Origin of the sequence: Burkholderia sp. Ed8 (assembly GCF_040761425.1) — a bacterium.
Taxonomy (GTDB): Bacteria; Pseudomonadota; Gammaproteobacteria; order Burkholderiales; family Burkholderiaceae; genus Burkholderia; species Burkholderia seminalis.
Genome location: NZ_CP142885.1, coordinates 2,434,239 through 2,460,571, shown reverse-complemented (window position 1 = coordinate 2,460,571; position 26,333 = coordinate 2,434,239). Strand labels below are relative to the sequence as shown.

At 67.2% G+C, this 26,333-nt stretch carries 23 protein-coding genes and 2 pseudogenes; 16 read left to right on the top strand and 9 right to left on the bottom strand.

Annotated features, from left to right (window positions below; translation table 11 throughout):
* Positions 1 to 59: 59 nt before the first annotated feature.
* Both VXM69_RS11250 and VXM69_RS11245 read right to left on the bottom strand, forming a co-directional pair.
* A complete protein-coding gene (locus VXM69_RS11250) occupies positions 60 to 1,103 on the bottom strand; it encodes a LysR family transcriptional regulator (protein WP_367188599.1) in 1,044 nt (347 codons plus the stop codon).
* Between the two features lie 171 nt (positions 1,104 to 1,274).
* The gene (locus VXM69_RS11245) at positions 1,275 to 2,066 is read right to left on the bottom strand and encodes an SDR family NAD(P)-dependent oxidoreductase (protein WP_367188598.1); all 792 of its coding nucleotides are present in this window, start codon (positions 2,064 to 2,066) and stop codon (positions 1,275 to 1,277) included.
* 401 nt (positions 2,067 to 2,467) lie between these two features.
* Between VXM69_RS11245 and VXM69_RS11240 the strand changes: the two genes are divergently transcribed.
* The 12 genes from VXM69_RS11240 to VXM69_RS11185 all read left to right on the top strand — a co-directional run bounded on the left by VXM69_RS11240 (position 2,468) and on the right by VXM69_RS11185 (position 15,506).
* Positions 2,468 to 3,349 (top strand): neutral zinc metallopeptidase, encoded by an 882-nt coding sequence (locus VXM69_RS11240; protein WP_034189460.1) that lies wholly within the window; start codon positions 2,468 to 2,470, stop codon positions 3,347 to 3,349.
* Between the two features lie 161 nt (positions 3,350 to 3,510).
* Positions 3,511 to 4,239 carry a LuxR family transcriptional regulator gene (locus VXM69_RS11235; protein WP_200088836.1) on the top strand — a complete coding sequence of 243 codons (729 nt, stop codon included), beginning with the start codon at positions 3,511 to 3,513 and terminating at the stop codon, positions 4,237 to 4,239.
* A gap of 37 nt (positions 4,240 to 4,276) precedes the next feature.
* Complete coding sequence (locus VXM69_RS11230) at positions 4,277 to 4,516, top strand: hypothetical protein (RefSeq protein WP_226194094.1); 240 nt, start codon at positions 4,277 to 4,279, stop codon at positions 4,514 to 4,516.
* A gap of 179 nt (positions 4,517 to 4,695) precedes the next feature.
* Positions 4,696 to 6,198 carry an aldehyde dehydrogenase family protein gene (locus VXM69_RS11225; protein WP_367188597.1) on the top strand — a complete coding sequence of 501 codons (1,503 nt, stop codon included), beginning with the start codon at positions 4,696 to 4,698 and terminating at the stop codon, positions 6,196 to 6,198.
* 63 nt (positions 6,199 to 6,261) lie between these two features.
* Complete coding sequence (locus tag VXM69_RS11220; protein ID WP_034189464.1) at positions 6,262 to 7,602, top strand: aspartate aminotransferase family protein; 1,341 nt, start codon at positions 6,262 to 6,264, stop codon at positions 7,600 to 7,602.
* A 239-nt stretch (positions 7,603 to 7,841) separates the two neighbouring features.
* On the top strand, positions 7,842 to 9,344 hold the full coding sequence (locus VXM69_RS11215; RefSeq protein WP_034189465.1) for an APC family permease: 1,503 nt from the start codon (positions 7,842 to 7,844) through the stop codon (positions 9,342 to 9,344).
* Positions 9,341 to 9,928 carry a DUF3156 family protein gene (locus VXM69_RS11210; protein WP_034189466.1) on the top strand — a complete coding sequence of 196 codons (588 nt, stop codon included), beginning with the start codon at positions 9,341 to 9,343 and terminating at the stop codon, positions 9,926 to 9,928. Before VXM69_RS11215 ends, VXM69_RS11210 begins: the two co-directional genes overlap by 4 nt.
* A 69-nt stretch (positions 9,929 to 9,997) precedes the next feature.
* On the top strand, positions 9,998 to 10,936 hold the full coding sequence (locus VXM69_RS11205) for a helix-turn-helix domain-containing protein (protein WP_034189533.1): 939 nt from the start codon (positions 9,998 to 10,000) through the stop codon (positions 10,934 to 10,936).
* Positions 10,937 to 11,102: 166 nt separating this feature from the next.
* Positions 11,103 to 12,311 carry a porin gene (locus tag VXM69_RS11200; protein WP_367188596.1) on the top strand — a complete coding sequence of 403 codons (1,209 nt, stop codon included), beginning with the start codon at positions 11,103 to 11,105 and terminating at the stop codon, positions 12,309 to 12,311.
* 195 nt (positions 12,312 to 12,506) lie between these two features.
* Positions 12,507 to 13,745: an ABC transporter substrate-binding protein gene (locus VXM69_RS11195; protein ID WP_367188595.1), complete on the top strand. Its 1,239-nt coding sequence runs from the start codon at positions 12,507 to 12,509 to the stop codon at positions 13,743 to 13,745.
* A gap of 34 nt (positions 13,746 to 13,779) precedes the next feature.
* Positions 13,780 to 14,649: a carbohydrate ABC transporter permease gene (locus VXM69_RS11190; RefSeq protein ID WP_034189469.1), complete on the top strand. Its 870-nt coding sequence runs from the start codon at positions 13,780 to 13,782 to the stop codon at positions 14,647 to 14,649.
* The gene (locus tag VXM69_RS11185) at positions 14,619 to 15,506 is read left to right on the top strand and encodes a carbohydrate ABC transporter permease (RefSeq protein WP_167361903.1); all 888 of its coding nucleotides are present in this window, start codon (positions 14,619 to 14,621) and stop codon (positions 15,504 to 15,506) included. Before VXM69_RS11190 ends, VXM69_RS11185 begins: the two co-directional genes overlap by 31 nt.
* A 32-nt stretch (positions 15,507 to 15,538) precedes the next feature.
* Here VXM69_RS11185 and VXM69_RS11180 read toward each other — a convergent pair whose 3' ends face one another.
* Positions 15,539 to 16,561 carry a LacI family DNA-binding transcriptional regulator gene (locus tag VXM69_RS11180; protein WP_049031765.1) on the bottom strand — a complete coding sequence of 341 codons (1,023 nt, stop codon included), beginning with the start codon at positions 16,559 to 16,561 and terminating at the stop codon, positions 15,539 to 15,541.
* A 6-nt stretch (positions 16,562 to 16,567) separates the two neighbouring features.
* On the opposite strand from VXM69_RS11180, the gene VXM69_RS11175 reads away from it, so the two are divergent.
* On the top strand, positions 16,568 to 17,488 hold the full coding sequence (locus tag VXM69_RS11175) for a phosphatidylinositol-specific phospholipase C (protein ID WP_367188594.1): 921 nt from the start codon (positions 16,568 to 16,570) through the stop codon (positions 17,486 to 17,488).
* Here the strand turns inward: VXM69_RS11175 and VXM69_RS11170 are convergent, their stop codons facing one another.
* Positions 17,489 to 18,445 (bottom strand): alpha/beta hydrolase family protein, encoded by a 957-nt coding sequence (locus VXM69_RS11170; RefSeq protein ID WP_367188593.1) that lies wholly within the window; start codon positions 18,443 to 18,445, stop codon positions 17,489 to 17,491. It lies immediately after the preceding gene.
* Positions 18,446 to 18,496: 51 nt separating this feature from the next.
* A complete protein-coding gene (locus VXM69_RS11165) occupies positions 18,497 to 19,108 on the bottom strand; it encodes a LysE family translocator (protein ID WP_226253282.1) in 612 nt (203 codons plus the stop codon).
* Between the two features lie 87 nt (positions 19,109 to 19,195).
* On the opposite strand from VXM69_RS11165, the gene VXM69_RS11160 reads away from it, so the two are divergent.
* Positions 19,196 to 19,723, top strand: coding sequence for a GNAT family N-acetyltransferase (locus tag VXM69_RS11160; RefSeq protein ID WP_367188592.1), 528 nt, complete (start codon positions 19,196 to 19,198; stop codon positions 19,721 to 19,723).
* Positions 19,724 to 19,741: 18 nt separating this feature from the next.
* On the opposite strand, the gene VXM69_RS11155 is transcribed toward VXM69_RS11160, so the two are convergent.
* Both VXM69_RS11155 and VXM69_RS11150 read right to left on the bottom strand, forming a co-directional pair.
* The gene (locus VXM69_RS11155) at positions 19,742 to 20,803 is read right to left on the bottom strand and encodes an alkene reductase (protein ID WP_034189474.1); all 1,062 of its coding nucleotides are present in this window, start codon (positions 20,801 to 20,803) and stop codon (positions 19,742 to 19,744) included.
* 81 nt (positions 20,804 to 20,884) lie between these two features.
* On the bottom strand, positions 20,885 to 21,193 hold the full coding sequence (locus VXM69_RS11150) for a helix-turn-helix transcriptional regulator (protein WP_034189475.1): 309 nt from the start codon (positions 21,191 to 21,193) through the stop codon (positions 20,885 to 20,887).
* A 1,037-nt stretch (positions 21,194 to 22,230) separates the two neighbouring features.
* Here VXM69_RS11150 and VXM69_RS11145 point away from each other — a divergent pair.
* Positions 22,231 to 23,264 (top strand): annotated as a pseudogene (locus VXM69_RS11145) (YhcG family protein).
* Positions 23,265 to 23,275: 11 nt separating this feature from the next.
* Here the strand turns inward: VXM69_RS11145 and VXM69_RS11140 are convergent.
* Positions 23,276 to 23,577 (bottom strand): annotated as a pseudogene (locus VXM69_RS11140) (integrase); the annotation flags it as partial.
* 85 nt (positions 23,578 to 23,662) lie between these two features.
* Between VXM69_RS11140 and VXM69_RS11135 the strand changes: the two are divergent.
* Positions 23,663 to 25,096: an ATP-binding protein gene (locus VXM69_RS11135; RefSeq protein ID WP_367188591.1), complete on the top strand. Its 1,434-nt coding sequence runs from the start codon at positions 23,663 to 23,665 to the stop codon at positions 25,094 to 25,096.
* 3 nt (positions 25,097 to 25,099) lie between these two features.
* Here the strand turns inward: VXM69_RS11135 and VXM69_RS11130 are convergent.
* Positions 25,100 to 26,262 (bottom strand): IS3 family transposase gene (locus tag VXM69_RS11130; protein ID WP_175907396.1). Its coding sequence is split into 2 segments (ribosomal slippage): positions 25,100 to 26,007 and positions 26,007 to 26,262, totalling 1,164 coding nucleotides; the frame shifts between segments, so codons are not numbered across the junction.
* Between the last annotated feature and the right edge of the window lie 71 nt (positions 26,263 to 26,333).

Here is a 26,333-nt window from a genome sequence, read left to right as displayed (position 1 = left end):
TCCCGAAGACGGGCCGCGCCCGTCCAACAAGAAAACAAATTCGCGGTGAACAGGTTTTCTTATGAGCGGCGCGGGCGGCGTGTCGCGGCGGGGGACGCCGGTGCGGCTCGCGTCGTGCGTTTCGTTTTTGTCGGCGTTGCTGTTGTCGTCCGGCTTGCCTTGCGTGCCGCCGCCGTGTCGATGCGATCGGGCGCGGCCGGGGCGGCAGGCTTTGCGAAGCTCGTAGCCGGGGCCGTTGCACGCGCGACTTCGCTCGCGAGTTCGGCGATGCGCGCGGCCACCGGCAGCCCCTGGCTGCGGTACGTCGCGACGAGCGGCAGCGCGGGGAATTCCGGTTCGACGTCGAGCAGTTCGAGCGCGCCTTCCTGCAGCTCGCGCCCGATGATCGCGGGCGGCAGCGCGGCGACGCCGAAGCCGTCGGCGACGAGGCGGATCATCGCGGCGACCGACGTGATGCAGTTGATGCTGGCCGGCCGCTCGACGGCCGCGAACAGGCGCTCGATCGTCGCATGCGGACCCGAGTGGCGCGAGAAGCTGATGATCGGAAACCCGGCCAGGCGCGCGACGTCGAGCGGCTGGCCGCCGAGCCCGAGGCGCGGGCTCGCGGCCCAGCGTACGGGGAACTCGCACAGCGGCAGGTTCGTGAAGTCGGGGCCCGGCACCGGGTCGGTCTGAAGGATCAGGTCGACGCCGTCGGTGCTGAGCAGACGGGTCAGGTGCAGCGTCGTGTCGCTCGTGATCTCGACGTCGAGGCGCGGATAGCGCTCGCGCAGTTGCGCCATCAGCGCCGGGAACCAGCTGTGCACGATCGATTCGATCACGCCGATCCGGATCAGGCCCGCGTCGCTCGCCGCATCGATGTCGCGGCGCATTTCGCCGTCGAGCCGCACGATGCGCTCCGCATAGGCCAGCATGCGCCGCCCCGCGGGCGTGAGCGTGGCCGAGCGCGTGTTGCGATCGAACAGGCGCACGTCGAACGCCTCCTCGAGCGATGCGATGCGGCTCGACACGGCGGCCTGCGTCGTGTGCAGCTTTTCGGCCGTGAGCCGGAAGTTTTCCAGCTTCGCGAGCCAGACGAAGGTTTCAAGAAACCGGATGTTCATCGATGTCCGAACGCAGAGGCCGGCCGGGAGCGGCGGCGGGATCGGTCGATGGTAGCGGATTTCCGGGGTGGGAAACGGACGGGCGCCGCGTGTGTCGTCGCGGGTACGGGCGGCCGGCGGCCGACTCGCCGGCTGCCACCCGGTGTCACGCGGGCGGTGTGCCGGCTTGCATCAAAGCCGGTCGAACGCGAGCGTCGGCACGTCGACGGCCATCGCGCCGCCGTCGGCGACGAGCGTCGCGCCGGTGACGAACGACGCATCCGGCGACGCGAGGAACGCGCAGATGGCCGCGATTTCGTCCGGATCGGCCGCCCGCCGCAGCGGCACGTCGGCGCTGACGCGGGCGTACGCGCCGTCGAGCGAATCGCCGTGCGCGGCCATCAGCGGCTCCATTTCCGCGTCGGCCATCGGCGTGCGGACCCAGCCCGGGCAGACGGCGTTCGCGCGCACGCCTTGCGGGCCATAGTCGCGCGCGAGCGAGCGCGCGAGCCCGATCAGCGCATGCTTGCCGACCGTGTAGCCGCATACGCCGGGCCCGGCCGCGAGCGCCGCGATCGACGCGACCAGCACGATGCTGCCGCGCTGCGCGATCAGGTCGGGGAGGCACGCGCGTGCACTGACGAATGCGGTGTCCAGGTTCGCGTGCATCGCGTCGCGCCACCGCGCATCGTCGGTTTCGTCCGCGCGGCCGGTGCCGTGGCCGCCCGCGCATGCGACGAGCGCGTCGACGTGACCGAAGCGTTCGGCGATCCGCGGCAGGAAGCCGGCCCAGTCGGCCGTGCTCGCGGCGTCGCCCGCGAGCGCGAGACCGCCCGTTTCGGCGGCCAGCGCGTCGAGCGGCGCCTGACGGCGCCCGATCAGCACGACGCGGTCGCCGCGGCTGGCGAAGCGGCGCGCGCACGCGGCGCCGATGCCGGTGCCCGCGCCGGTGATCGCGATCGTGCGGGAGGGCGGGTGCGTCATGTCGTTCTCCGGAAAGGTGTCGTGAGCGGCCACTTTAGGCGGCGCCGGCACGCGGCGGTATCCGCCGAAAGGATGAATGAAGGCCGTCCGGACGGCCGGTTCGGTCCTGCCCATTTTGCAAAGGCTGACGATGTCCGGCGCCGAATCGCTCTATCCTCCACATTTTTGGGATAAGTCGCGAAAGCCCGGCAAAATAGCGCGGGCGTACGCGCGCATCGACGCGCGGCGCGTCGGCCGGCCGATTCCGTCGTGCGAGCGGCGCGGCGGGCCGGCAGGAACGGCGCGAGCGTGCATCCGCTGCGCGGGTATCGCGTCCGCCGCTGGATCGAGTCGTCGCGACGTATCGCCCGGTTGCGCGCTGGCGCGGCCGGACCATCGACAAGGACAGGGAGGGGCCGGCAATGAGGCTGGACGACGAAAGAGAAAGCATGAACGTCGAGGATCGCCGCGGCGCCGGCGGTTTCGGCGGCGGGCGCGGTGCGACGATCGGCATCGGCACGATCGTGGTCGCGCTGGCCGCGTCGTATTTCTTCGGGATCGACCCGCGCGTGGTGCTCGAGGGCGCGTCGGCGCTGCAGGGCCGCCAGCAGCAGGCGCAACCCGCGCCGGAGCAACGCCAGGGCGCGCCGGCCGCCGATCCGGGCGCGGTGTTCACGCGCAAGGTGCTCGCCAACATCGAGGACACGTGGACGGGCGTCTTCTCGACCCAGCTGCACGCGCAGTATCAGGCGCCGAAGCTCGTGATGTTCACGAACTCGACGCCGACCGCCTGCGGCACGGGCCAGACGGCAATGGGGCCGTTCTATTGCCCGGCCGACCGCAAGGTATATATCGACCTCGGTTTCTACGACGAACTGCGCAAGCGTTTCGGCGCGGGCGGCGATTTCGCGCAGGCCTACGTGATCGCGCACGAAGTCGGCCATCACGTGCAGAACCTGCTCGGCATTTCCGACAAGGTCGATGCGGCGCGCCGCCGGTCGAGCCAGGCGCGCTCGAACGCGCTGTCGGTGCGGATGGAGCTGCAGGCCGACTGCTTCGCCGGCGTGTGGGCGAACAATGCGCAGCGCGCCAACCAGCGGCTGATGGAGCCCGGCGATTTCGAGCAGGGGCTGAAGGCGGCCGCCGCGATCGGCGACGATCGCCTGCAGCAGCAGGGGCAAGGCTACGTCGTGCCGGAAAGCTTCACGCACGGCACCAGCGAACAGCGCGTGTACTGGCTGCGGCGCGGGATGGAATCGGGCGAGGTGAGCGCCTGCGACACGTTCTCCGCGAACGCGCGCTGAATGATGGCGCGCGCATCGTCGCGCGCGTATCGTCCCGGCCGGACCGGCCACCGTCGCCGGACCGGGACGATTTGCCGATTTGTGCTCACCGGCGCTTTTCGGCGCCGGTAGGCTGGCCCGGACTTCGCTATTCGATCCGTTCGCCCGCCGCCGATTCCACCATGCCGATCCCATCCGTTCCCGTCGATCACGCCGCCGCCGACTGGCCGCGCGCGCTGCGCGCGTGCGTGGAGGTGTTCGACGCGTTCGCGAGCCCGTCCGCGATCGTGTTCTACCGGCTCGACCAGAGCGGCGAACCGGCCGATTTCGAGCTGTTCGGGATGCCGGAATCGATGCATCGCACCTATGTCGCCCGCTACCGGATGCTCGATCCGCTGCATCCGTCGCGCTGCGCGGCCGGTGAGCGCGCGGTCGTGACGCTCGCCTCCCAATTGCCTGACGAAAGACGCGAGGCGTCCGCGTACTGGACCCGTTTCCTGCGGCGCCACGACGTGGCCGACGTCGTCGAGATCTGGCTGCGCGACGCGGGCCGCACGATCGGCGCGTTTTCGCTGTTGCGTTTCGGGACCGGGGACGCGTCCGGCCACAGCACGGCAGGGCGGTTCGCGCCCGGCGAAATCGACGCGCTCGCGCGGCTGCAGCCGATGGCCGAAGCCGCGCTGGGCCCGCTGCTGCGCGCGCGGCGGGGGATCCACCGAATCGGCTGCGAGGAGCGGCTCACCTATCGCGAGGAACAGATCGCGCGCCTCGTGCGGGACGGGCGCTCGAACAAGGAGATCGCGCGCGATCTAGCGCTCGGGCAACCGACGATCAAGACCCACCTGATGCGCATGTATCGCAAGCTCGGCGTGTCGAACCGTACCGAACTGGTCGGGGCGCTGTTTCTGTAGTCGTCCTGCAAGCGGGGCCCCGACGTCGTGCAGTACCATGCACGATCGTCGTTTCGATAACAATCAAAGGGCCGGGAAAATGGATGTCGCACTCACTGCCGCTTCGCTGGTGGTCGTCGCGTTGAGCATTGCGCTGCCGATCTTCATCGTCAGAACCGTGCGAAGCGGGACGTACGATTCGCTGTATTTTCTGATCCCGCTGGCACTCGGGGTGTACTGGCTGGACTACCAGGCATACGACTTCCTCGCGTCTATGTCGCAGGGTTTCAAGAACTAGCCTGTCGGTCGGTTCCTTCGTCACGCCCCGCCATCCGACCCGCGGGGTTCGAACCCGCCGCCTTCCGTCACGCGCTGCCAATTTGCGCTCACCGGGCGCGATCCCTCGTCGATACAGTGGTCCGACGCCCGCGTGCCTCACCGGCACGCGGTCCAGCCACGACAATCATCGAGACGCCCATGAGCAACACGAACTTCGTCGCCGTCAGCGACACCGTGCGCACCTTCGTCGCGCGCGATTTCGGCCTCTTCATCGACGGCGACATGCAGCCCGCGCAATCGGCTGCGCGGCTCGACGTGTACGACCCCGCGACGGGCGAGCGGCTCGCGACGGTCGCGGACGCCGACGCTCGCGACGTCGACCGCGCGGTCGCCAGCGCGAAGCGCGCGTTCGACACGCGCGTATGGAGCGGGCTGCGCCCGGCCGACCGCGAACGCATCCTGCTGAAACTCGCCGACCTGATCGAAGGCGACGCCGAGACGCTCGCCCAGCTGGAAACGCTGAACCAGGGCAAGTCGATCCACGTGTCGCGCGCGATCGAGGTCGGCGCGAGCGTCGAATACGTGCGCTACATGGCAGGCTGGGCGACCAAGATCACCGGCCAGACGCTCGACGTGTCGATCCCGTTCCCGCCCGGCGTGCGCTATACGGCCTACACGCGCAAGGAGCCCGTCGGCGTGGTCGCCGCGATCGTGCCGTGGAATTTCCCGTTGATGATCGCCGTGTGGAAGCTGATTCCCGCGCTCGCGGCCGGCTGCACGATCGTGCTGAAGCCGTCGCCGGAAACGCCGCTCACCGCGCTGCGCCTCGCCGAACTCGCCCGCGAGGCCGGCGTGCCGCCCGGCGTGTTCAACGTCGTCACGGGCGGCCGCGTCTGCGGCTCGGCGCTCGCGAGCCACCCGTCGATCGCGAAGATCTCGTTCACGGGCTCGACCGCGACCGGCAAGCTGGTCGGCGCGGCGGCCGTGCAGAACATGACGCGTTTCTCGCTCGAGCTCGGCGGCAAGAACCCGATCGTGATGCTCGACGACGTCGACGTCGCGCAGGCGCTCGACGGCGTCGCTGCCGGCGCGTTCTTCAACCAGGGGCAGGTGTGCGCGGCCGCGTCGCGCCTCTATGTGCACCGCAGCAAGTTCGCGCAGCTCGCCGACGGCCTCGCCGGCGTCGCGCAGTCGATGAAGCTCGGCGCGGGCCTCGACACGACCGCGCAGATCAATCCGCTCGTGTCCGCGCATCATCGCGACAAGGTCGTCCAGCACATCGAAGGCGCGCGCCGCGCGGGCCTCACGTTCCTCGCGGGCGGCACGCCGGCCGACGACCTGCCCGGCTACTACGTGAAGCCGGCCGTGATCGCCGATCCGCATCCGGACAGCGCGATCGTGCGCGACGAGGTGTTCGGCCCCGTGATCGTCGTGGTGCCGTTCGACGACGCGGCCGACGCCGTGCGTCTCGCGAACGCGTCGCCGTACGGCCTTGCCGCGAGCGTCTGGAGCAACGACCTGAAGCGCGTGATGAACCTCGTGCCGCAGATCGAGGCCGGCACCGTCTGGGTGAACTGCCATATCCCGCTCGATCCGTCGATGCCGTTCGGCGGCTACAAGCAATCGGGCATCGGCCGCGAATTCGGCCAGTACGCGATCGAAGGCTTCACCGAAACCAAATCCGTCTGCATCGCGCACTGACGCGCGGTGCGGCCCCCGAATCCGAACGACCCAGGTTCAAACGATCCGACAGTGGAGATTGCAATGAGCTACAACGAAGCGAAATTCTGGCACCCGATGGTGCACCCGAACGAGATGAAGCAGCGCAAGCCGATCCGCATCGTGCGCGGCGACGGCTGCTACGTGTTCGACGAACAGGGCCGCAAGCTCGTCGACGGCGTCGCGGGCCTGTGGAACGTGAATGTCGGCCACAACCGCCAGGAGGTGAAGGACGCGATCGTGCGCCAGCTCGACGAGCTCGAATACTTCCAGCTGTTCGACGGCATTTCGCATCCGCGCGCGGAAGAACTGTCGAAGAAGGTGATCGACATGCTCGAACCGGAGGGGATGCGCCGCGTGCTGTACAGCTCGGGCGGCTCCGATTCGATCGAGACCGCGCTGAAGATCGCGCGCCAGTACTGGAAGGTGCGCGGCCAGGCCGACCGCACGAAGTTCATTTCGCTGAAGCAGGGCTATCACGGCACGCACTTCGGCGGCGCATCGGTCAACGGCAACACGGTGTTCCGCCGCAACTACGAACCGAACCTGCCCGGCTGCTTCCACGTCGAGACGCCGTGGCTGTACCGCAACCCGTTCACGCAGGATCCCGAGGAACTCGGCCGGATCTGCGCGGAACTGCTCGAGCGCGAGATCCAGTTCCAGAGCCCCGACACGGTCGCCGCGTTCATTGCGGAGCCGATCCAGGGCGCGGGCGGCGTGATCGTGCCGCCGGCCAACTACTGGCCGCTCGTGCGCGAGGTGTGCGACCGCTACGGCGTGCTGCTGATCGCCGACGAGGTCGTGACGGGCTTCGGCCGTAGCGGCAGCCTGTTCGGCAGCCGCGGCTGGGGCGTGCGCCCGGACATCATGTGTCTCGCGAAGGGGATCTCGTCGGGCTACGTGCCGCTCGGCGCGACGGTCGTGAACGCGCGGATCGAGGAGGCATTCGCGGCGAACGCCGATTTCGGCGGCGCGATCATGCACGGCTATACGTATGCGGGCCACCCGGTCGCATGCGCGGCCGCGATCGCGAGCCTCGACATCGTCGTGAAGGAAGACCTGCCGGCGAATGCGGCGAAGCAGGGGGCGTATCTGCTCGAGGCGCTGAAGCCGTTCGCGGAGCGTTTCGCGGCGGTCGGCGAGGTGCGCGGCAAGGGGCTGATGCTCGCGCTCGACCTCGTCGCGAACAAGGACACGCGCGAGCCGATCGACCCGCTGTCCGGCTATGCGAACGCGGTCGCGGAAGTCGCCCGCGAGAACGGCGTGCTGGTGCGCCCGGTCGGCACCAAGATCATCCTGTCGCCGCCGCTCGTGATCCAGCGCGAGCAGCTCGACCGGATCGTCGACGCCCTCGCGGCGGGCTTCGAGGCCGTGCCGTTCGCGTGACGGCGTAGCCGCATGAAGGCAAACCGGCGGCGGGACGCGCGAACGCCGCCGCGGGTTTGCCGATTTGCGCTATGACCTGGTTTTTTTGCCTGCGTATTTTTTCGACATCGGATCACGCCGTGATCGACAGGGGTCCGGGAACGAAGCGCTGAAGCGCCGCCCCGGGCCGATCGCAAGGCAAATTTGGCACCAGCCGCCGACGAAGCGCGGGTTCGGGCCAGCACTGGAAGGAGACGAAGATGTCGGGATGGTCAGGCGTTTCCGGCGCCGCGGGCGACACGTCCGCCGGCTCGCCGGCGCAAGCGGGCGGCGGCACCGCGCTGAAGGCCGGTGCGGTCGGTTTTCCGACCGCGCTGGCGAGCGCCGTCGGCCTCATCATGGCGAGCCCGGTGATCCTCACCGCGACGTCGGGCTTCGGGATGGGCGGCTGGGCGTTCGCGGTCGCGATGATCATCGCGTTCGTGATGATGCAGGCGCAGGCCACCACGTTCTCCGAAGCCGCCGCGATGCTGCCGACGGCCGGCTCGGTCTACGATTATCTGTCGTGCGGGCTCGGCCGCTTCTGGGCGATCACCGGCACGATTTCCGCGTATTTCCTCGTGCACGTGTTCGCCGGCACGGCCGAGACGATCCTGAGCGGCATCATGGCGCTGGTCAACTTCGAATCGCTGAACGCGGCGTTCGAGAAGCACAACAGCTCGTGGCTCGTCGGCGTCGGCCTCGTGGTCACGTTCGCGGTCACCAACATCGTCGGCATCAAGGTGTTCAGCAAGCTGGAGATCGTGCTGACGGCCGGCATGTGGCTGTCGCTGATGATCTTCGGGATCCTCGGTCTCGCGGCCGCGCCCGCCGTGCATCTCGACGGCTGGTTCGGCGGCTCGGAAGTCGGCACGTCGGTGCCGGCCGTGCTGTCGCTCGTCGGGATGGCGATGTTCATGTTCGTCGGCTGCGAGTTCGTCACGCCGCTCGCGCCGGAAATGAAGGCGCCGGGCAGGACGATTCCGCGCGCGATGGCGCTCGGCCTCGTCGGCGTCGCGATCTGCATGTTCCTGTACGGCGCGGCGATCCGCCGCCAGGTCGCGAACGTGCCGGTGAGCCCCGACGGCCTCACGCACCTGCTCGACACGCCGGGCGCGATTCCCGCGTTCGCGCTGCAGGTGCTCGGCCCGTTCGGCCGCGTGTGGTTCGGCATCGCGTTCCTGTGCGCGGGCGCCGCGACGATCAATACGCTGATGGCCGGGCTGCCGCGCATCCTGTACGGGATGGCGATCGACGGCGCGCTGCCGCGCTGCTTCGCATACCTGCATCCGCGCTTCAAGACGCCCGTGGTCGGCATCGTGGCGGCGGCGATCGTGCCGATCTTCCACGCGTGGCTGATCAACGGCAATCTCGACAGCATCCTGCACCTCGTGCTCGCCGCGACCTGCGCGTGGGGCACCGCGTACCTGCTGGTCACGGCATCGGTCGTGATGCTGCGCATCCGCCGCCCGGACCTGCCGCGCCCGTACCGGTCGCCGCTGTTCCCGCTGCCGCAGATCGTGTCGAGCGTCGGCATCGTGCTCGCGATCTGGTACATCACGCCGCCGGGCATGAACGCGCGCGACATCTACGTGCCGTTCGGCGCGATGCTCGGGCTCACCGCGCTGTACGCGCTGTTCTGGACGCTCGTCGTGCAGCGCCGGCATCCGTTCAGGCCGGTGCCGGTCGAGGAAGTGCTGCGCAACGAGCACGTTGCGTCGTGAAGGCCGCGCTCGCCCGCTGGCGCGCGGCGCCCGACGCGCCGCCGCCCGGTCATCGGCCCGGCGCGATCGCCGCGCGGGTGCTGGCCGACCTGCAGGCCGCGCGCGAGGCCGACGATATGGGCGGCGCCACGGCGTGCCTGCCGAACGGCGTGCGCGTGAGTGTCGACGAGCGCGTCGAGCGGCAGTTCCTGATGCATACGGTCAGCGTGAAGGTGGCCGCGACCGTGCGCGGGCCGGCCGCGCAGGGTAGCGCCCGCGTGCGGCAGACCGGCTGGCTGCGCCGGACGGGGATCGACGGGGTACGCGACTCGGAATGCGACCCCGTATTCGCTGACACGCTGACCGCGCTGGTCGCCGAGCCGTCGCTGGTCGACGCGCTGCGGCCGCTGCACCTGACCGAGTGCACGATCGGCGCGCGCGACGGCCGCTGGACGCTCGCGATCGTGCCGTTCGGCGGCAGCGAGGTCGTGAACCGGATGCCGTCGTTTCGCCGCTACGTCCGGCTGACCGGCGAGCAGGCCGCCGCGCTGTCGGCGGCCTTGCTTGCGTTCGAAACCGCACTACGCAGGATTTTGCGAGGGTAAGCTGTGGCGCTGCGTGCCGTGCGAATCCGGCGGCCGCATCCAGGACCAAGGGTTTTACCGGAGATGCCGATGCTGTTCCAGTCACGCTCACACGAAGACGTGCACGATCACGGGCTCGCGATCGCGGGCTGGCATCAGGTCTACCGCCAGATGACGCCCGGCCCCTTCAAGGGCACCGTCACGCAGGTGCTGTACGACGATTTCCACTTCTTTCGCGAAACCACCAACCGGCGCGTCGCGCAAACCGGGCTTGCGCCGGCCGGGCGCACGTCGCTCGCGGTGCCGTTGTCCGTCCCGCTCGCGGGTACCTTCCAGGGCCAGCCGGTCGACGGTTATGCGCTGCTCGCGCTGCGCGCCGGCGAGGATTTCGAATTCCACACGCCGGAAGGAATGGGGCTCGTCGGGATCAGCGCGGCGTCCGACATGGTCGACGAGCTGTGCGAGGCCGAATTCGGCGCGGCCGGCGCGCGCAAGCTGCGGCACGTGACGCGGCTGTCCGACGAACAGGGCGTTGCGCTCGGCGTGCGGCTGTCGGCGCTGATCGACGACGCGCAGCGCAACCCGGGCCACCTCGAGCACGCGGCCACGCGCAAGATGTTCCGCGATGCGATGCTCGGCATGTTCCTCGATGCCCTCGAGCAGGGTATCGGCGTCGAGCGCCGCGACATCACGCATGCCACCTACAGCGATATCGTGAGCCGTTGCGAGAAGCATCTGCGCGACCGGCCCGAGGAACCCGTCACCGTGCTCGAACTGTGCCGCGCGCTGCGCTGCAGCCGCCGGACGTTGCAGACGAGTTTTCAACGCGTGGCCGACGTCACGCCGGTCGGCTACCTGCGCACGATCCGGCTGAACGCGGTGCGCCGCATGCTGCGCACGACGTCGGCGCAGCAGCTCGGCGTCGGCGAGGCCGCCGCGAGCTGGGGATTCACGCATCTCGGCTATTTCGCGCGAGAGTATCGCGACCTGTTCGGCGAACTGCCTTCCCAGACGACGCGCCCCGAATGATGCGCGCTGCCCGCGACGGCGCCGCCGGGCAGCGTCGCGGGCAGCGCAATCCACCGTTTGCCGATTTGCGATAGAGGTCCTGAATTTTCGCTGGATAGAGTCCCGTCACCCATATCGACAACGCCATCGATTTGCACTGCGAATCGATGAACACAGAGGGCGGGACATGAAAATCGGACGACGACTGGCCGCAGCCGCGGCGACGCTGGGTTGCATGCACGCACACGCGCAGACCTCGGGAAGCGTGACGCTGTACGGCACCGTGGATACCGGCATCATCTACTCGACGAACCAGCAGTTCACGCGTGCGGACGGCAGCACGGGCGGCGGCCATGCGTGGCAGATGGGCGGCGGCAACCTCGTGCCGTCCCGCTTCGGTTTCCAGGGCGCCGAGCCGCTGGGCGGGGGGCTCGACGCGGTGTTCGCGCTCGAGCAGCAGTTCCTGTCCGCGAACGGGCAGGCGCTGCAGGGCGGCACGGCGTTCAGCCGGCAGGCGTGGGTCGGGCTGCGCCAGGACGGCATCGGCACGCTCGGTCTCGGCCGCCAGTACGACTCGTACACCGACATGCTCGGCGCGTACGTGTCGAGCAACAACTGGGCGACGCCGTACGGCTCGCATCTCGGCGACGTCGACAACCTGAATGCCGCATTCAACTTCAACAACGCGGTGAAGTTCACCAGCGCCGATTTCCACGGGCTCACGTTCGGCGGCACGTTCAGCTTCGGCGGGCAGGCCGGCGACTTTTCCGCGAAGCGCGGTTATGCGGTGGCCGCGACGTACACGCGTGCGCCGGTGGCGTTCTCGGTCGGCTATCTCGACCTGCACCAGCCGCTCGACGCGGCGCTCGGCGGCGCGAGCGGCTACATCGGCGATTTCGCGTGCAGCAACGCGGGCGCGATGTACTGCCTGCTGCAGGATGCGGGCTCGATGCGCGCGTTCGGCGCGGGCGGCTCGGTCGCGCTCGGCGCGGCGACGGTCGCGTTGACGTACACGCATACGCGCCTCGGCGACAGCCGCTATTTCTCGACCGCCGCGCAGCCGCGCACGCAGGCGTTCACGTTCGACATCGGCGAGCTGAACGTCACGTACATGTTCACGCCGGCGCTGCAGGGCGGCGTCGCGTACATCTTCAACGCGGCCCATACCGACGGGCGCGGTACGACGCGCTTTCATCAGGTGAATGTCGGCACGAACTACAGCCTGTCGAAGCGCACCGCGCTGTACGCGGTCGCGATCGGCCAGATCGCCAGCGGCACGGGGCTCGGCACCGATGCGAACGGCAACGCGGTGAACTACGCGCAGATCCCGGTGCTCGCGAACAGCAACGCGAGCCGGCAACTGGCCGTGATGGCCGGGATCCGCGTGAACTTCTGACCGGGGCGCAGGGGCGGAGCGGCAGGCGGGGCGGGGCAGCCGGGTGCGGCGGCGGCCGTTCCCGCCGTGTGCCACAAATTCTTAACGATCGGCGTGAACAATGGCGTTCGCATCCGGCGGCCAGCCGCGTCACCCGCGTTGCACACGTGTGCAACGCCTGGCCGCTCCGCCACCACGCCGAACGAGAGAGACCTCATGACCTTGCTGAGCCGCCTGCGCGCGCTGTCCGCCGCCCTTGCGCTTTCCTTCGCCGCCACGCACGCCGCTGCGGCCGATCTCGTCATCGCGGGCCGCGACGACATTTACGGCAAGGGGCTGGCCGACGCTGTCGCCGGCTTCAACAAGCTGCACCCGGGCACCGAGATCGAGCTGCTCAAGCTGCCGAACACGAACCTGTACCAGAAGCTCAAGCTGTCGATGCGCGAAGGCACCGGCACGTACGACCTCGTGATGATGGACGACACGTGGGCGCCCGAATTCATCGGCAACGGCTGGCTGAAGCCGCTGCCGGCATCGCTCGCGGACGCCGATCTCGTGCCGTCCGCCGTCGCGCTCGGCCGCAACGCGGCCGGTGCGCTGTACGCGCTGCCGATCGTCGGCAACGTCGAGATGTTCGCGTACCGCAAGGACCTGCTCGCGAAATACAAGCTGCAGCCGCCGCGCAACTGGGACGACGTGCTGAAGATCGCGCAGACCGTCGGCGGCGCGGACAAGAGCGTGTCGGGCGTCGTGTTTCGCGGGACCAAGGGCAATCCCGTCGTGACGGGCTTCCTGCCGATCCTGTGGGCGTACGGCGGCGACGTGTTCGACCAAGCCGGCAACGTGACGATCGATTCGCGCGAAGCGCAGGCCGCGCTGAAGACGTTCCTCGCGCTGAAGGCGTCCGCACCGAAGGACGTCGACGTGTACGGCGCCGCGGAAGTGCGCGACGCGCTGCAGCGCGGGACGGCCGCGCAGTCGATCGAGGTGTGGCCGGCGTGGGTGCCGGCGCTCGACGATCCGAAGCAGTCGCGCGTGGTCGGGCAGATCGCGCTGCAGCCGCCGCCCGGGCAGACCGCCGGCCCGGCGCCGATGCTCGGCATCTGGCAGATGGGCATTCCGAAGGACGCACCGCACGCGAAGCTCGCGCAGGACTTCCTCGCTTACCTGACCGCGCGCGATACGCAGACGCGCCTCGCCGGCATCGGCATTCCGCCGACCCGCCGCAGCGTGTTCAACGATCCGGCGCTGGTGCGCCAGTACCGCTGGTATCCCGATCAGCTGAAGGCGCTCGAAGCCGGCCGCGCACGGCCGCGCGTGAAGGACTGGCAGCAGGTCGAGAGCATTCTCGGCGACCAGCTGCAGCTCGCGCTGACCGGGCAGGCCGCCCCCGACGCCGCGCTGCGCCAGGCACAGCAGAAGATCGCTCAGGCGACGGCCGCGGCCGGCAAGTGACCGCCCGCGTCAACCCGGTGGCCGGAGGTCGCGCATGAAGTCCTTCGGCCGCAGCCTGCCGTTCGTCGCCCTGCTCGGGCCCGCGCTGCTGGTGCTCGCCGCGCTCGCGCTGTATCCGGTCGCGCAGGTGCTGATCGATTCGTTCTGCCAGGTCGACTACTCGGCCGGGCGCCGCGCGTTCACGGGGCTCGCGAACTACCGCGCGGTGCTCGGCGACGACGCGTTTGCGGCCGGCTTCGGCAACACGCTGCGCTTCACGATCGTCGCGTCGCTCGCCGAAGTCGCGCTGGGCTTCGGTCTCGCGCTGCTGTTCGTGCGGGCGTTTCCGGGCCGGCGCATCGCGCTGCCGCTCGCGATCCTGCCGATGATGCTGTCGACGCTCGTGTGCTCGGCGATCTGGCGCAACTGGCTGAACTTCGACGGCTTCCTGAACACGCTGCTCGCGGCGTTCGGCATCGAAGGCGTGCGCTGGCTGTCCGATCCGCATCTCGCGCTCTGGTCGCTCGCGCTCGTCGACGTCTGGCAGTGGACGCCGATGGCGTTCCTGATCGTGCTGGCCGGGCTGCAGTCGATTCCGCAGGAGCTGTACGAGGCCGCGCGCACCGACGGCGCGAGCGAGTGGCAGTGCCTGCGCGACATCACGCTGCCGCTCGCGGCGCCGCAGATCGGCCTCGCGCTGCTGCTGCGCTCGATCGATACGTTCAAGCTGTTCGACAAGGTCTATGCGCTGACGGGCGGCGGCCCCGGCAATGCGACGCAGACGTTGTCGACCTATATCTACGACACGGGCTTCCGCTTCTTCAACGTCGGCCCGGCCAGCGCCGCGTCGGTGCTGATGCTCGCGGCATCCGCGGTGCTGGTTTCGGGGTACGTATGGCAGACGGTTCGCAAGCGGCGCGCATGACGGTGCATCCCGCACGCGTCAGGGGCCCACGCACGGGCGCCGCATTCGGTCGCGCGGTGCCGTGGGGTTTGCGCGTCGTCGCGCTCGCGCTGTTGCTGCTGCCCTGCCTGTGGATGGCCGGCGCGGCCTTCATGCCGACGCTCGAACGCCTCGATCATCCGCTGCGGATCTGGCCGGCCGCGCCGACCCTCGAGCATTTCGCGTCGGTGTGGTCCAACGGCATCGGTGCGCCGCTGCTCAATTCGCTGCTGGTCGGCTTCGGCACGACGCTGCTCGCGCTGGCGCTCGCGTTTCCGGCCGCGTATGCGCTCGTGCGGCTCCGGTTTCCGGCGCGGCTCGACTTGCTGTTCCTGGTGCTCGTGCTGGCGTTGAAGCTGATGCCGCCGATCACGATCGCGGTGCCGTTGTTCGCACTGGCGAAGCGGCTGCACCTGCTCGATTCGACGTTCGGCCTCATGCTCGCGTACCAGATCTATGCGTTGCCGATGGCGATCTGGATGCTGCTCGCGTTCGTTCGCGAAGTGCCGATCGAGTACGAAGAGGCGGCCTGCATCGACGGTGCGGGGCTCGCGCGGCGGCTCGTGCAGATCGTGCTGCCGTTGTGCGCGCCGGGGCTGATCGCGACCGCGATCTTCGTGTTCATCGCCGCATGGAACGAGTTTCTGATCGCATTGCTGTTCGTGTCGACGCCGAGCCGCTTCACGCTGCCGCTCGCGATTGCCGGCTACGTGACGGAGAACGGCATCGACTGGGGCGACCTGATGAGCGCGGGGCTGATGGCGTCGCTGCCCACGCTGGCCGTGGCCGGCTATGTGCAGCGCTATCTGCTGCGCGGGTTTGCGGGCGGGCTGAAGTGACGCGCGGCCGCGCCGCGCCCGATGTCACGCCGTCACGCGCAGCTGTCCCGCACCACCTGCGCGACCGGCACGACGCGCGTGCGCGACGGGCCGTCGAACGTCTGCATGCGGTCGGCGAGCAGGTCGATCGCCGCGTGCGCGAGGCCGCGCGTGTCCTGCCGGAGCGTCGTCAGCCGATACGCGTCGTATTCGGCGGCGGGGATGTCGTCGAAGCCGATCACGCACAGGTCGTCCGGCACGCGCAAGCCGAATTCGCTGCGCGCGACGTCGATTACGCCGAGCGCGAGCAGGTCGGACGAGCAGAACACGCCGTCGGGCCGTTCGCTCGCGGCGAACAGTTGCCGCGCCGCGTCGATCCCGCTGGCATGGGTATCGGACGGCGTGTCGAGCACGCGGGCGAGCGTCGCGCCGAACGCGTCGCCTCGCCCGAGCGCCTGCTCGAATGCCGCGGCGCGCGACCGCGCGCTGTAGCTGGCCCCGCGCGGCCCGACGAACGCGAGCCGGCGCGCGCCGGCCCGCACGAGCCGCTGCGCCGCCTGGACGGCGCCTGCCGCGTTGTCGCTGACGACGACATCGGCCCCTGGCAGGTTCGCCTCGCGATTGATCATCACGACCGGAATCCGGTGTTCGAGGTACTGCTGCGCGACCGACAGCGGCGGCGACGCGGACGTCATCACGAGCCCCGCGATCCGGTAGCTGAGCAGCTGTTCGAGCGATTGCCTGACCTGGCGCGGATCCTCCGCATTGGTCACGAGCGGCGTCAGCGCGCGCTGCCCGAGCGTGGCCATCAGGTCCGACAGCAGCCGCGCGCGAAACGGGTTCTCGAACCCGGCCGTGACGACGCCGATCATGCTGCTGCGCTGCGTGATCATGTCGCGCGCGATCAGGTTGACCTGGTAGCCGAGCGCACGCGCGGCGGCCATCACGCGTTCGCGTGTTTGCGGTGCGATGCTCGCCGTCGGCGAAAATGCGCGCGACACCGCGGAGCGCGAGACGCCGGCCCGCGCCGCGACATCCGACGCCGTTACCCACGGTTTTCTTTCCTTGTCATTCATCGATTCATGATCCCTTCGCGCCACGAAACGTGCATGCCGCTCGCCGACTGGATGTCGGCGCTCGACGATGCGCGGCTGCTGCATACGCTGACCCTACCGGGCAGCCATGACACCTGTGCGTATACGGTCGACGATGCGCTCGTGCGCACGCAGCGCGCGCCGCTCGACGCGCAGCTCGCGCACGGCGTGCGGCTGCTCGACATCCGCTGCCGGCACGTGCGCGACGCGTTCGACATTCATCACGGCGGTATCGCGCTGGGGATGACGTTCGACGACGTGCTGGCAAGCTGTGCGCGCTTTCTCGACGCGCATCCGCGCGAATGCATCGTGATGTCGGTGAAGGACGAGTGGCCGGCACAGGCGTGCACGCGCGGGTTCGACGCGACGTTCGACGCGCATCGCGCGCGGCATCCGCGGCTGCGCTGGCATGCCGGCGGCACGCTGCCCGCGCTCGGCGACGTGCGCGGCGCGATCGTGCTGCTGCGGCGCTTTCGCAGCGGCCGGCCGCTCGGCATCGACCTGACTGCGTGGCCCGACAACGCGACGTTCACGATCGATCATCCGGACGGCGCGTTCGTGATCCAGGACGAATATCGCGTGCCGGTGGCCGCATCGATCGCGTGGAAGTGGCGCGCGATCGACGCGCTGCTGGCGCACCTGCCGGTGCCGGACAGCGGCCGCTGGGCGATCAGTTTCTGCAGCGGGACGGGAATGGGCGCGAATCCGTCCGTGGTGGCGCACGGCGACGGCAGGGTGCCCGGCATTCATGCGAGGCTGGCCGAGCGGTTGCATGCGCAGCGCGGCCCGCATGGCGCGATGCTGCTCGATTTCTGCGACGACGACGACTGGGCGCTGGTGCGCGCGCTGATCGAATGCAACGACCACGTGCCGGAGCAGGGCGTCTGGCGCAAGGCGTTTCGCTGTTAGTCAGCGCAGGTTCGCGTTGAAGAACGCGAGCGCCTTCGCGTCGAGTGTCCGGTGGAAGGCCGCGCGATCGAAGCCCTTTGCGTCGGTGCAGATGTCGGGCGCGTCGCGCGCCAGCTGCTCGGGGCACGGCGCCAGGAATGCGAAATGCGCGGCATTCGGCACGACGTGGAATTCCGGCCGCTGCGGCAGCAGGGCCGCCAGCGCGGGCGCCATTTCCGGCACCACGCCGTCGCCGCCGGCCTCGGAGGCCCAGAGCTGGATCGGCGCATGCACGTCCTTCAGCGTGTCGGCGCTCGGGAATGCGTCGAACGGATCGGCGAGCACGTAGGCCTTGATGCGCGGATCGTGCGTCAGCGGCGCTTTCGGCACGTCACCGTCGCGGATTTGCCGGCAGATCGGCCATGCCGGGTCCGGGCAGGCGAGCGCCGCATGCACGAAATCCGGGTTGGCGCCGGCCAGCACGAGGCCCGTGTAGCCGCCGCGCGAAAAACCGAAGAAGCCGATGCGGGTCGGGTCGGTTCGTGCGGCATCCGGCGCCTTGTCCAGCATGTAGTCGACCAGGCGCTTGATGTCGGCCGGACGCTCGACGAAGTCGCTCAGATCGGCCGCGCGGCTCATGTCGGAGAACGTGTCGCCCGGATGGTTGATCGCCGCGACGACGTAGCCCGCGTCGGCAAGCGTTTCCGCGAGGTCGTGATGGCCGAGGAACGTGCCGCCGTGGCCGTGCGAGATCACGACGAGCGGCAGCTTGTCGCCGGCGGTCGGGCAGTCGCGCTGCCCTTGCAGCACGAAGGGGCCGATCGTGAGCGGCCGGCCGGGGGCGGCGCAGGGTGTCCAGATGGCCGCCCGCACCGCGGGGCCGCGGGTGTCGGCCGGAATCGTGACGAACTTGACGCCGGCCGCATGCGCGATCGTGGCGGACAGGCAGAGCAGGACGGCCGATAGCCAGGTTTTCATGTGCAATCCCGGGCAAGGGCGGGCGCCGCGATACGCGCCGGACGGAAGCGCTTACCGCGTCGCGATCGCCACTGCCGCGGAGGCCATCGCGGTCGCGCTCGTGCGGTTCGCGATCCGTTTCGCACGCGTCGATGTCAGGAACGTGCGTGCACGCGATGCGAGCAGCGACCAGAAGCAGTCGGCAAGAATCAGCACGGCGAGCATCGTGCCGACGAGTTCGGCCCACGCAGCGACACTGACATGCGCGAGATCGACGATGGTCGGCAGGAGTGCGAGATAGAACACCATGATCTTCGGATTGCCGAGCGTCACGAGCATGCCGGCGACGAACATGCGCCACGGCGACTGGCCGCGCGGCAGGTCGTCCGCGCCCGTGTCGGTGGGCGCGATCCACATTTTCCACGCGAGGAACAGCAGGTACGCGACGCCAAGCAGCTTCAGCACGAACAGGCCCGTTGCGAACGTGCGCGCGAACGCCGACAGCCCCGCGACCGCGAGCGTGAGCCACAGCGCTTCGCCGAGCCACATTGCCATGAGGAACGGCAGAACGTCGCGGATGCCGTTCGTCAGCACGCGCGCGACGAGCGCGGCGACGCTCGGTCCGGGCGTGCCCGCGGTGACGAGCAGGGCGAAGGCGAAGACGGCGAGCGTGGACAGCGTCATGGCGGGCCTCGGGAGTGGGACGTTCGAAACGTATGAAGTATCGATTATAGTGAAGGCCGTTCCAGCCAGCCTGCCTGAATTGCCGTCATGACAGCATCGATCCTGATTCGTCCCGCCACGCGCGAGGACGCGGCCGCGATGGCCGCCGTGGAAGTCGCGGCTGCGCAGCGGTTTCGCGAAATCGGCATGGCCGACATCGCCGACGGCGAGCCGACCGACGCGGCCGCCGTGCTCGCGCGCATCGACGCCGGCCGAGCGTATGTCGCGGTCGATCAGCAGGGGACGTGCGTCGGGTTCGCGTTCCACCGGCTGCTCGACGCGCGGCGCCTGTATCTGGAGGAACTGGATGTCGCGCCGTCGCATGCCGGACAGCGGATCGGCGCGCGCCTGATCGAACAGGTGAGGGCGCGCGCGGTGCAGGAGCACGTCGAGCAGGTGCTGCTGTCGACGTTTCGCGATGCGCCGTGGAATGCGCCGTACTACGCGCGCCTCGGTTTCGACATCGTCGACGACGCATCGCTCGACGATACGCTGCGCGCGATTCGCGCGCACCACGTCGCGCTCGGCCTTGACGAAACGCGGCGCGTGTTCATGCGCGCGGACGTGCGCGCCTGAACACGTGCTGTCCGGCCGTCAGGCCGCGTCGCTCAGCGCCGGATAGTCGGTGTAACCCGTTTCGCCTTCCGCGTAGAAAGTCTCCGGCACCGGCTGGTTGAGCGGTGCGCCGAGTTCGAGGCGGCGCGGCAGGTCCGGGTTCGCGATGAACAGCTTGCCCCAGGCGATCGCGTCGGCGCTGCCGCTGGCGAGCGCGGCTTGCGCGGTGTCGAGCGTGAACTGCTCGTTCGCGATCAGCGGGCCGCCGAACGCTTCCTTCAGGCGCGGGCTCAGGTGGTCGCCCGAATACGATTCGCGCGTGAAGATGAACGCGATCTTGCGGCGGCCGAGCTCGCGAGCGACGTAACCGAACGTGGCCGCCGGATCGGAATCGCCCATCGTGTGCGCGTCGCCGCGCGGTGCGAGGTGCACGCCGACGCGGCCGGCGCCCCACACGTCGATCGCGGCGTCGACCACTTCGAGCAGCAGGCGCGCGCGGTTCTCGATCGGGCCGCCGTACGCATCGGTGCGGTGGTTGGTGCTGTCCTGCAGGAACTGGTCGAGCAGGTAGCCGTTCGCGCCGTGGATCTCGACGCCGTCGAAGCCGGCGGCCTTCGCGTTCTCGGCACCCTTGCGGTAGGCGGCGACGATACCCGGGATTTCGTCGAGCTCGAGTGCGCGCGGCGTCACGTACGGACGCTGCGGACGCACGAGGCTCACGTGGCCGCCCGCAGCGATCGCGCTCGGCGCGACCGGCAGGTCGCCGTTCAGGAACACCGGATCGGAGATCCGGCCGACGTGCCAGAGCTGCAGCACGATGCGCCCGCCGGCCGCATGCACGGCCTGCGTCACCTGCTTCCACCCTTCGACCTGCTCGTCGGACCAGATGCCCGGCGTGTCCGCATAGCCGACGCCCTGCGGCGTGACCGACGTTGCTTCGGTAATGATCAGGCCGGCCGACGCGCGCTCGCTGTAGTAGCGCGCCATCAGCGCATTCGGCACGCGCGTCGTGCCCGCACGGGCGCGGGTGAGCGGCGCCATCACGATGCGGTTCGGCAGGCTCAGGTCGCCGAGGGTAACGGGGTCGAACAGTGTAGGCATGGCAGATAACCTCTTCTCGAAAGGCGGGGAAGCCGGCGCGTCATGTGCGATGGCGCCCCGCATGGCCGGTTGGGCCGATGGTTAGAGTTCGCGGCGCATGGCGTCGTGAAATGCGTCGATGACGGCCTCGTTGCGCCGGAAGAACGCCCACTGGCCGATCCGCGTCGACGTCACGAGCCCCGCGCGCTGCAGCGTGGCGAGGTGCGCGGAGACGGTCGACTGCGACAGCCCGCAGCGCGCGTCGATCTGGCCCGCGCAGACGCCGTGTTCGTACGGCAGCGTCTGTTGCGGGAAATGCTCGTTGGGCGTTTTCAGCCAGACGAGGATCTCCCGGCGCACGGGGTTCGAGAGCGCTTTCAGGATTGCGTCGATGTCGATTTCGGTCGGCATGGAAGGGCTTGGCGTGTCGGTTCGGCAAACGGGTATCGTCGATGAGCGAATCATATATCGTAATTTAACGATATGATTGAAAGCACTGCTGCCAATGGGGTTGATAGGTGTCGACATACAAAAAAGGTCGCACTTATGAAAAGGGGGCGGAAATGTTCAAAAAAGGCCACACCTCGTATTTCACTATGTAAAAAGGCGGGATAACTGGTTGATATCAATCACCTTTATTTTCTGCTGCGTTAGGGGCCTGGGGAGTCAGCAGGGGCGTGCAAAAGTTTCCCGCCAAGAAAATTGATTAGTATTTCTAAGTTAATGTGTGTACTAGGTCGCTGTGGCAAGGGAAAGCGATATCATTTCATAATGCTTTCAAATTGAGGTGGGAATCCACTCAATGCGAGTCGGCTGAATGACCTGAGGTTGGCGCTTTCCCTGCGGGTGACAGAAGACCAAGGGAGGACCACGGACGAACGCCGCGCCGACTGCACGGGTGGCTCAACATAGGCCCTTTTTGCGGCGACGGCAGACTTATAGGACCGCGTGACATCTCGTCGACGTTGTGGCGCTCAATCGCGAGAACTGAAGGGGAACATAGTAAGGGCTATGTTACCCTTCACTTCGGGACATAGACGACGCCCGCGCGGGCGCGGCACCCTGTCCGAAGGGTATCGAGCGCCACCGCCGCCGCGATCGAAAAACGCTGCTGCCACCGTCTCGGCGCCCCTGTATTTTTGGTGCGGGCGATGTCGTGCCGGTGGGTGGGTTCATTGGGCATTGCGTCACACGCGGGCCTGGAGGTTCTTCGATCCGGGCCGGGCGACTGGAGGGTGGCTTCTTCTCTGGCGACGCCGAAGTTCAATTGCGCGCACCCACAGTTGGCGCGGTGAGGGGGCGAGGGCTTCGGCGGGAAGATGGCCGGATTCTCTCCGCGGTGCGGAGAGAATTAGGAGCGCCCAGCAGGGTTCCGCCGTCGCTGAGATTCCGGTAACGTGGCCACTGCTGGCGCACGCCGGCCCGCCGATTCCTCCATTCCCAACAAGATGACCGAACTCGTCCCCGCATCCCTCTTGACCGACATCCGCCGCATGATTGATTCGGCGCGCGCCCGGGCGGCTGCGGCCGTCAACGCGGAACTGACCCTACTTTATTGGCAGGTTGGTCGTCGCATCCGAGATGATGTGCTGGGCGGGGAGCGCGCGGGCTACGGACAACAGATCCTCCCCGCGCTCGCACGACAACTGCGAGCTGAGTACGGCCGGGGTTGGAGCGAGCAGCAATTGCGCCACTGCATCCGCGCGGCCGAAGTGTTTCCGGATGAACCAATTCTCTCCGCACTGCGGAGAGAATTGAGCTGGACCCATCTGAAGATGCTGATGTACGTCGACGACCCGCTCAAGCGCGACTTCTATATTGAACTCTGCCGCTTGGAGCGCTGGTCGTCGCGGCAGTTGCAGGAGCGGATGCAGTCGATGCTGTTCGAGCGCAGCGCGCTGTCGCGGCAACCCGACGAAGTGATCCGGCGCGAAGTGGCGCACCTCCGCGACGCGCAGCAGATGACGCCCGATCTCGTGCTGAAAGATCCGTACATCCTCGACTTTCTTGGCCTCAACGATCACTACCTCGAGCGCGATCTCGAAGATGCGATTCTGCGCGAGATGGAACAGTTCCTACTGGAGCTCGGCGCAGGCTTCACGTTCGTTGCTCGCCAAAAGCGGTTGCCAATCGACGACGACGACTTCTATCTTGATCTGCTGTTCTATAACCGCAAGCTCAAACGTCTTGTTGCCATCGAACTGAAGCTCGGATCCTTCAAGGCCGAATACAAGAGTCAGATGGAGCTGTACTTGCGCTGGCTCGCGAAGCACGAGCAGGAGCCGGATGAAGCGCCGCCGATCGGCATCATCCTGTGTGCGGAAAAAAGCAAGAACAGATCGAATTGCTTGAGCTTGGCAAAAGTGGCATTCACGTCGCTGAGTACCTCACGGTGCTACCGCCACGCGAGACGTTGCAGGCGAAGCTGCACCAATCGATCGCAGCGGCACGCGCCCGACTTGATGATAAACGCGAGTCGTGATGACAGTGCCTTGTCGTCGAAATTCGCGCAGAGCGAAGGCTAACGCGCACCGAGATTAACTTGGCACCCCGCGCCAGCGCATGCGATGAGGACTGGCGCGACGCAACCTCTCCGATATTTCTCGCCGCTCGTACTAGATCGCTTCGGTGGCCAGTACTAAGAACCGCCTCATCACGCGCCACAGTCACGTGCTCACGAAGCCGGTGCCGTCTTCCGCAAGGCTCGCAATAAGCGGTGACGCCGGATTCCAGCACTCACGCGAAACTAGCTGACCGCGCTGCACGAGATACTGGTCGAGTACGGTCCGGGCCAGTGGCAATGGGCGTCCAGCAGCGCTGACGGTAGAATGAAAAGGCAACGCAGCAGCCGGCGCAGGACGACAAGACGGGAGAAGGGGCATGGCGGCAGAACAGTATCCAGTTGAGGTGCAATCGGACTTTCTCGAGAAGATCACGCGCGCTCGCCCCATCCCGGCGCTCGCTGAACTAATTTGGAACGCGTTCGACGCCGACGCCACAGTCGTGGACGTCTCGTTCGAGTATAACGACCTAGGGTCGCTAGACGCCATCGTTGTCAAGGATAACGGAGCGGGAATTGCCCGGACGGACGCCCCGGGATTTTTCCGTTTTCTCGGCGGCTCGTGGAAAAAGTCCAAATCGCACACTGCGTCCGGTCGGTTCCTACATGGGCAGGAAGGTCGTGGGCGTTTCAAGGCGTTCGCGCTTGGCAACGTCGCCGAATGGGCGGTGATCTACCGGCAGGATGGCAAGTGCTGGTCCTACACCATTCGTATGACTGCGCTCGACATCCGCCACGTCAACGTGAGCGACGAGGCGCAAGTTAATGACGATGCGCAGCCAGGTGTGACACTCACCATTCGTGAACCCAGCAAGGATTTCAGGGCATTCACTTCGGATGAAGGACGTCAGGAGTTGACCGAGATTTTTGCGCTATATCTAGCGGACTACGAGGAAAGCGCAAAAATAGTTCTGGACGGTCGATCCATCGATCCCGCATCGGCCATCGTGGGCCGGAAGAACTTCAACCTCGACGACATCGAGTTCGACGGCAAAGAGCACTGGGTACGTTTGCACGTCGTCGAATGGAGGGCCGCCGGCAACCGCGCGCTGTACCTTTGCAATCAGCAGCGTTTCCCTCTTGTGCAGGTAGACCGTCGCTTCCACATCGGCAACTTTACGTTCTCTGGCTACCTGTCCTCGCCGTATTTCGATCTCGCGCAGAAGGAAGGGATGGTCGATCTCGCGGAAATGCAGACTGCAGTCGTTGACGCCATCACGCAGGCGCAGCAGACGATCAAGGACTACTTCCGCACCCGAGCGGCGGAGCAGGCGAGAACGGTAGTGGATGAGTGGAAGGACGAGGAGGTCTACCCGTTCGCAGGCGAGCCGGTGACGACGGTCGAGAAGGTCGAACGTCAAGTGTTCGACATTGTGGCTGTCAACGTAGCGCGACATCTGCCGGACTTCAGTACGACGCAAAGTAAGAACAAGGCGTTTCAACTTCGGATGTTGCGCCAAGCAATCGAGCGTAGTCCAGAAGACTTGCAAGTCATTCTGGACGAAGTGCTTCGACTGCCGAAACGGCAACAGGAAGAGCTTGCGCAACTCCTGCGCGACACGACACTCTCGTCGATTATCGGTGCTGCTAAGGTAGTCTCTGACCGCTTGAAGTTTCTAAACGGTTTGGAGGCCGTGCTCTTCGACCCGGAACCGAAGAAGCGCTTGAAAGAACGATCACAGTTGCATCGCATCATCGCTCAAAACTGTTGGCTCTTTGGTGAAGAGTTTAGCCTGTCCGTAGACGATCTGTAGTGGTCAACCAACCCCGGACACTGCGTTAAGTTTTTCTTCCGCAACAGCCGGCGCCAGTCCGTCATTGAACTGATGCGGCCGTATCCAGTTGTACCGATGCATCAGGTAGTGGCTGATATCCCGGTGTGCTTCCTGCGCCGACATGTAACCCACTGACGGCAGCCATTCTGTCTTGAAGCTGCGGAACAGCCTCTCCATCGGAGAATTGTCCCAACAGTTTCCGCGACGGCTCATGCTCTGCTGTATCCGATAGCGCCACAGGCGCTGACGGAATTTCCGACTCGCATACTGACCGCCCTGATCCGAGTGGAATAGCAACCCTTGTGGCCGACCACGCTGCTCATAGGCCATGTCCAGCGCCTGCACGACCAGATCGGCATCCGGGCGTGTCGAGAACGCCCAGCCGACGACTCGGCGCGTGAACAAATCAAGTACGGCGGCCAGGTAATGCCAACGGCCTTGCGCCCAGACATACGTGATGTCGCCACACCAGACCTGATTCGGCGCATCAACCTCGAACTGACGGTTGAGATGGTTCGGAATATCGATCCGCTCGACCGTAGCTTGCTTGTACGCATGGCTGCCGGGCTGCTTGCAGATCAACCCCAGCTCTTCCATCAAGCGACTTACCTTGAAGCGGCCAATCGCCGTGCCTTCCTCGCGCATCATGCCCATGATGCTGCGGCTGCCAGCAGAGCTTCGACTCTCGACGAACAGTTCGTGCACCCGGTGGCGCAACGCCATACGCTCGGCATCTACGCGCTGGGCACGCTCCCGGTACGCATACAGACAGGACCGCGATACGTCGAATACCGCGCACATCAGTTCGACTGATTCGCCTGCGCAGATCTGATCAATTACTTCGTACGTTCTATGCCTTCCGACATCAAGAGCGCGGTAGCCTTTTTTAAAATGGCCTTCTCACGCTCGAGGCGTTCGATACGCGCCTCGAGTTCCTGAATGCGTTGCTGATCCGGCGTGATTGCCTTGCCCTGCGGCGTGACACCCTGACGCTCCATTTGAAGCTGGTGCACCCAGCGGCGCAGTACCGTCTCGCCGACGCCGACCGAGCGACTCGCCTCCATATGGCTATAGCCCTGGTCGAGCACCAGACACGCGGCTTGCTGTTTGAACTCCGGGGAAAACGTACGACGTCGCTTGGTCATTAGACACCTCTTCATGGCGAGCATTCTCGCCTAAATCAGTGTCCGGGTTCATTAGACCACTACAATCAGTC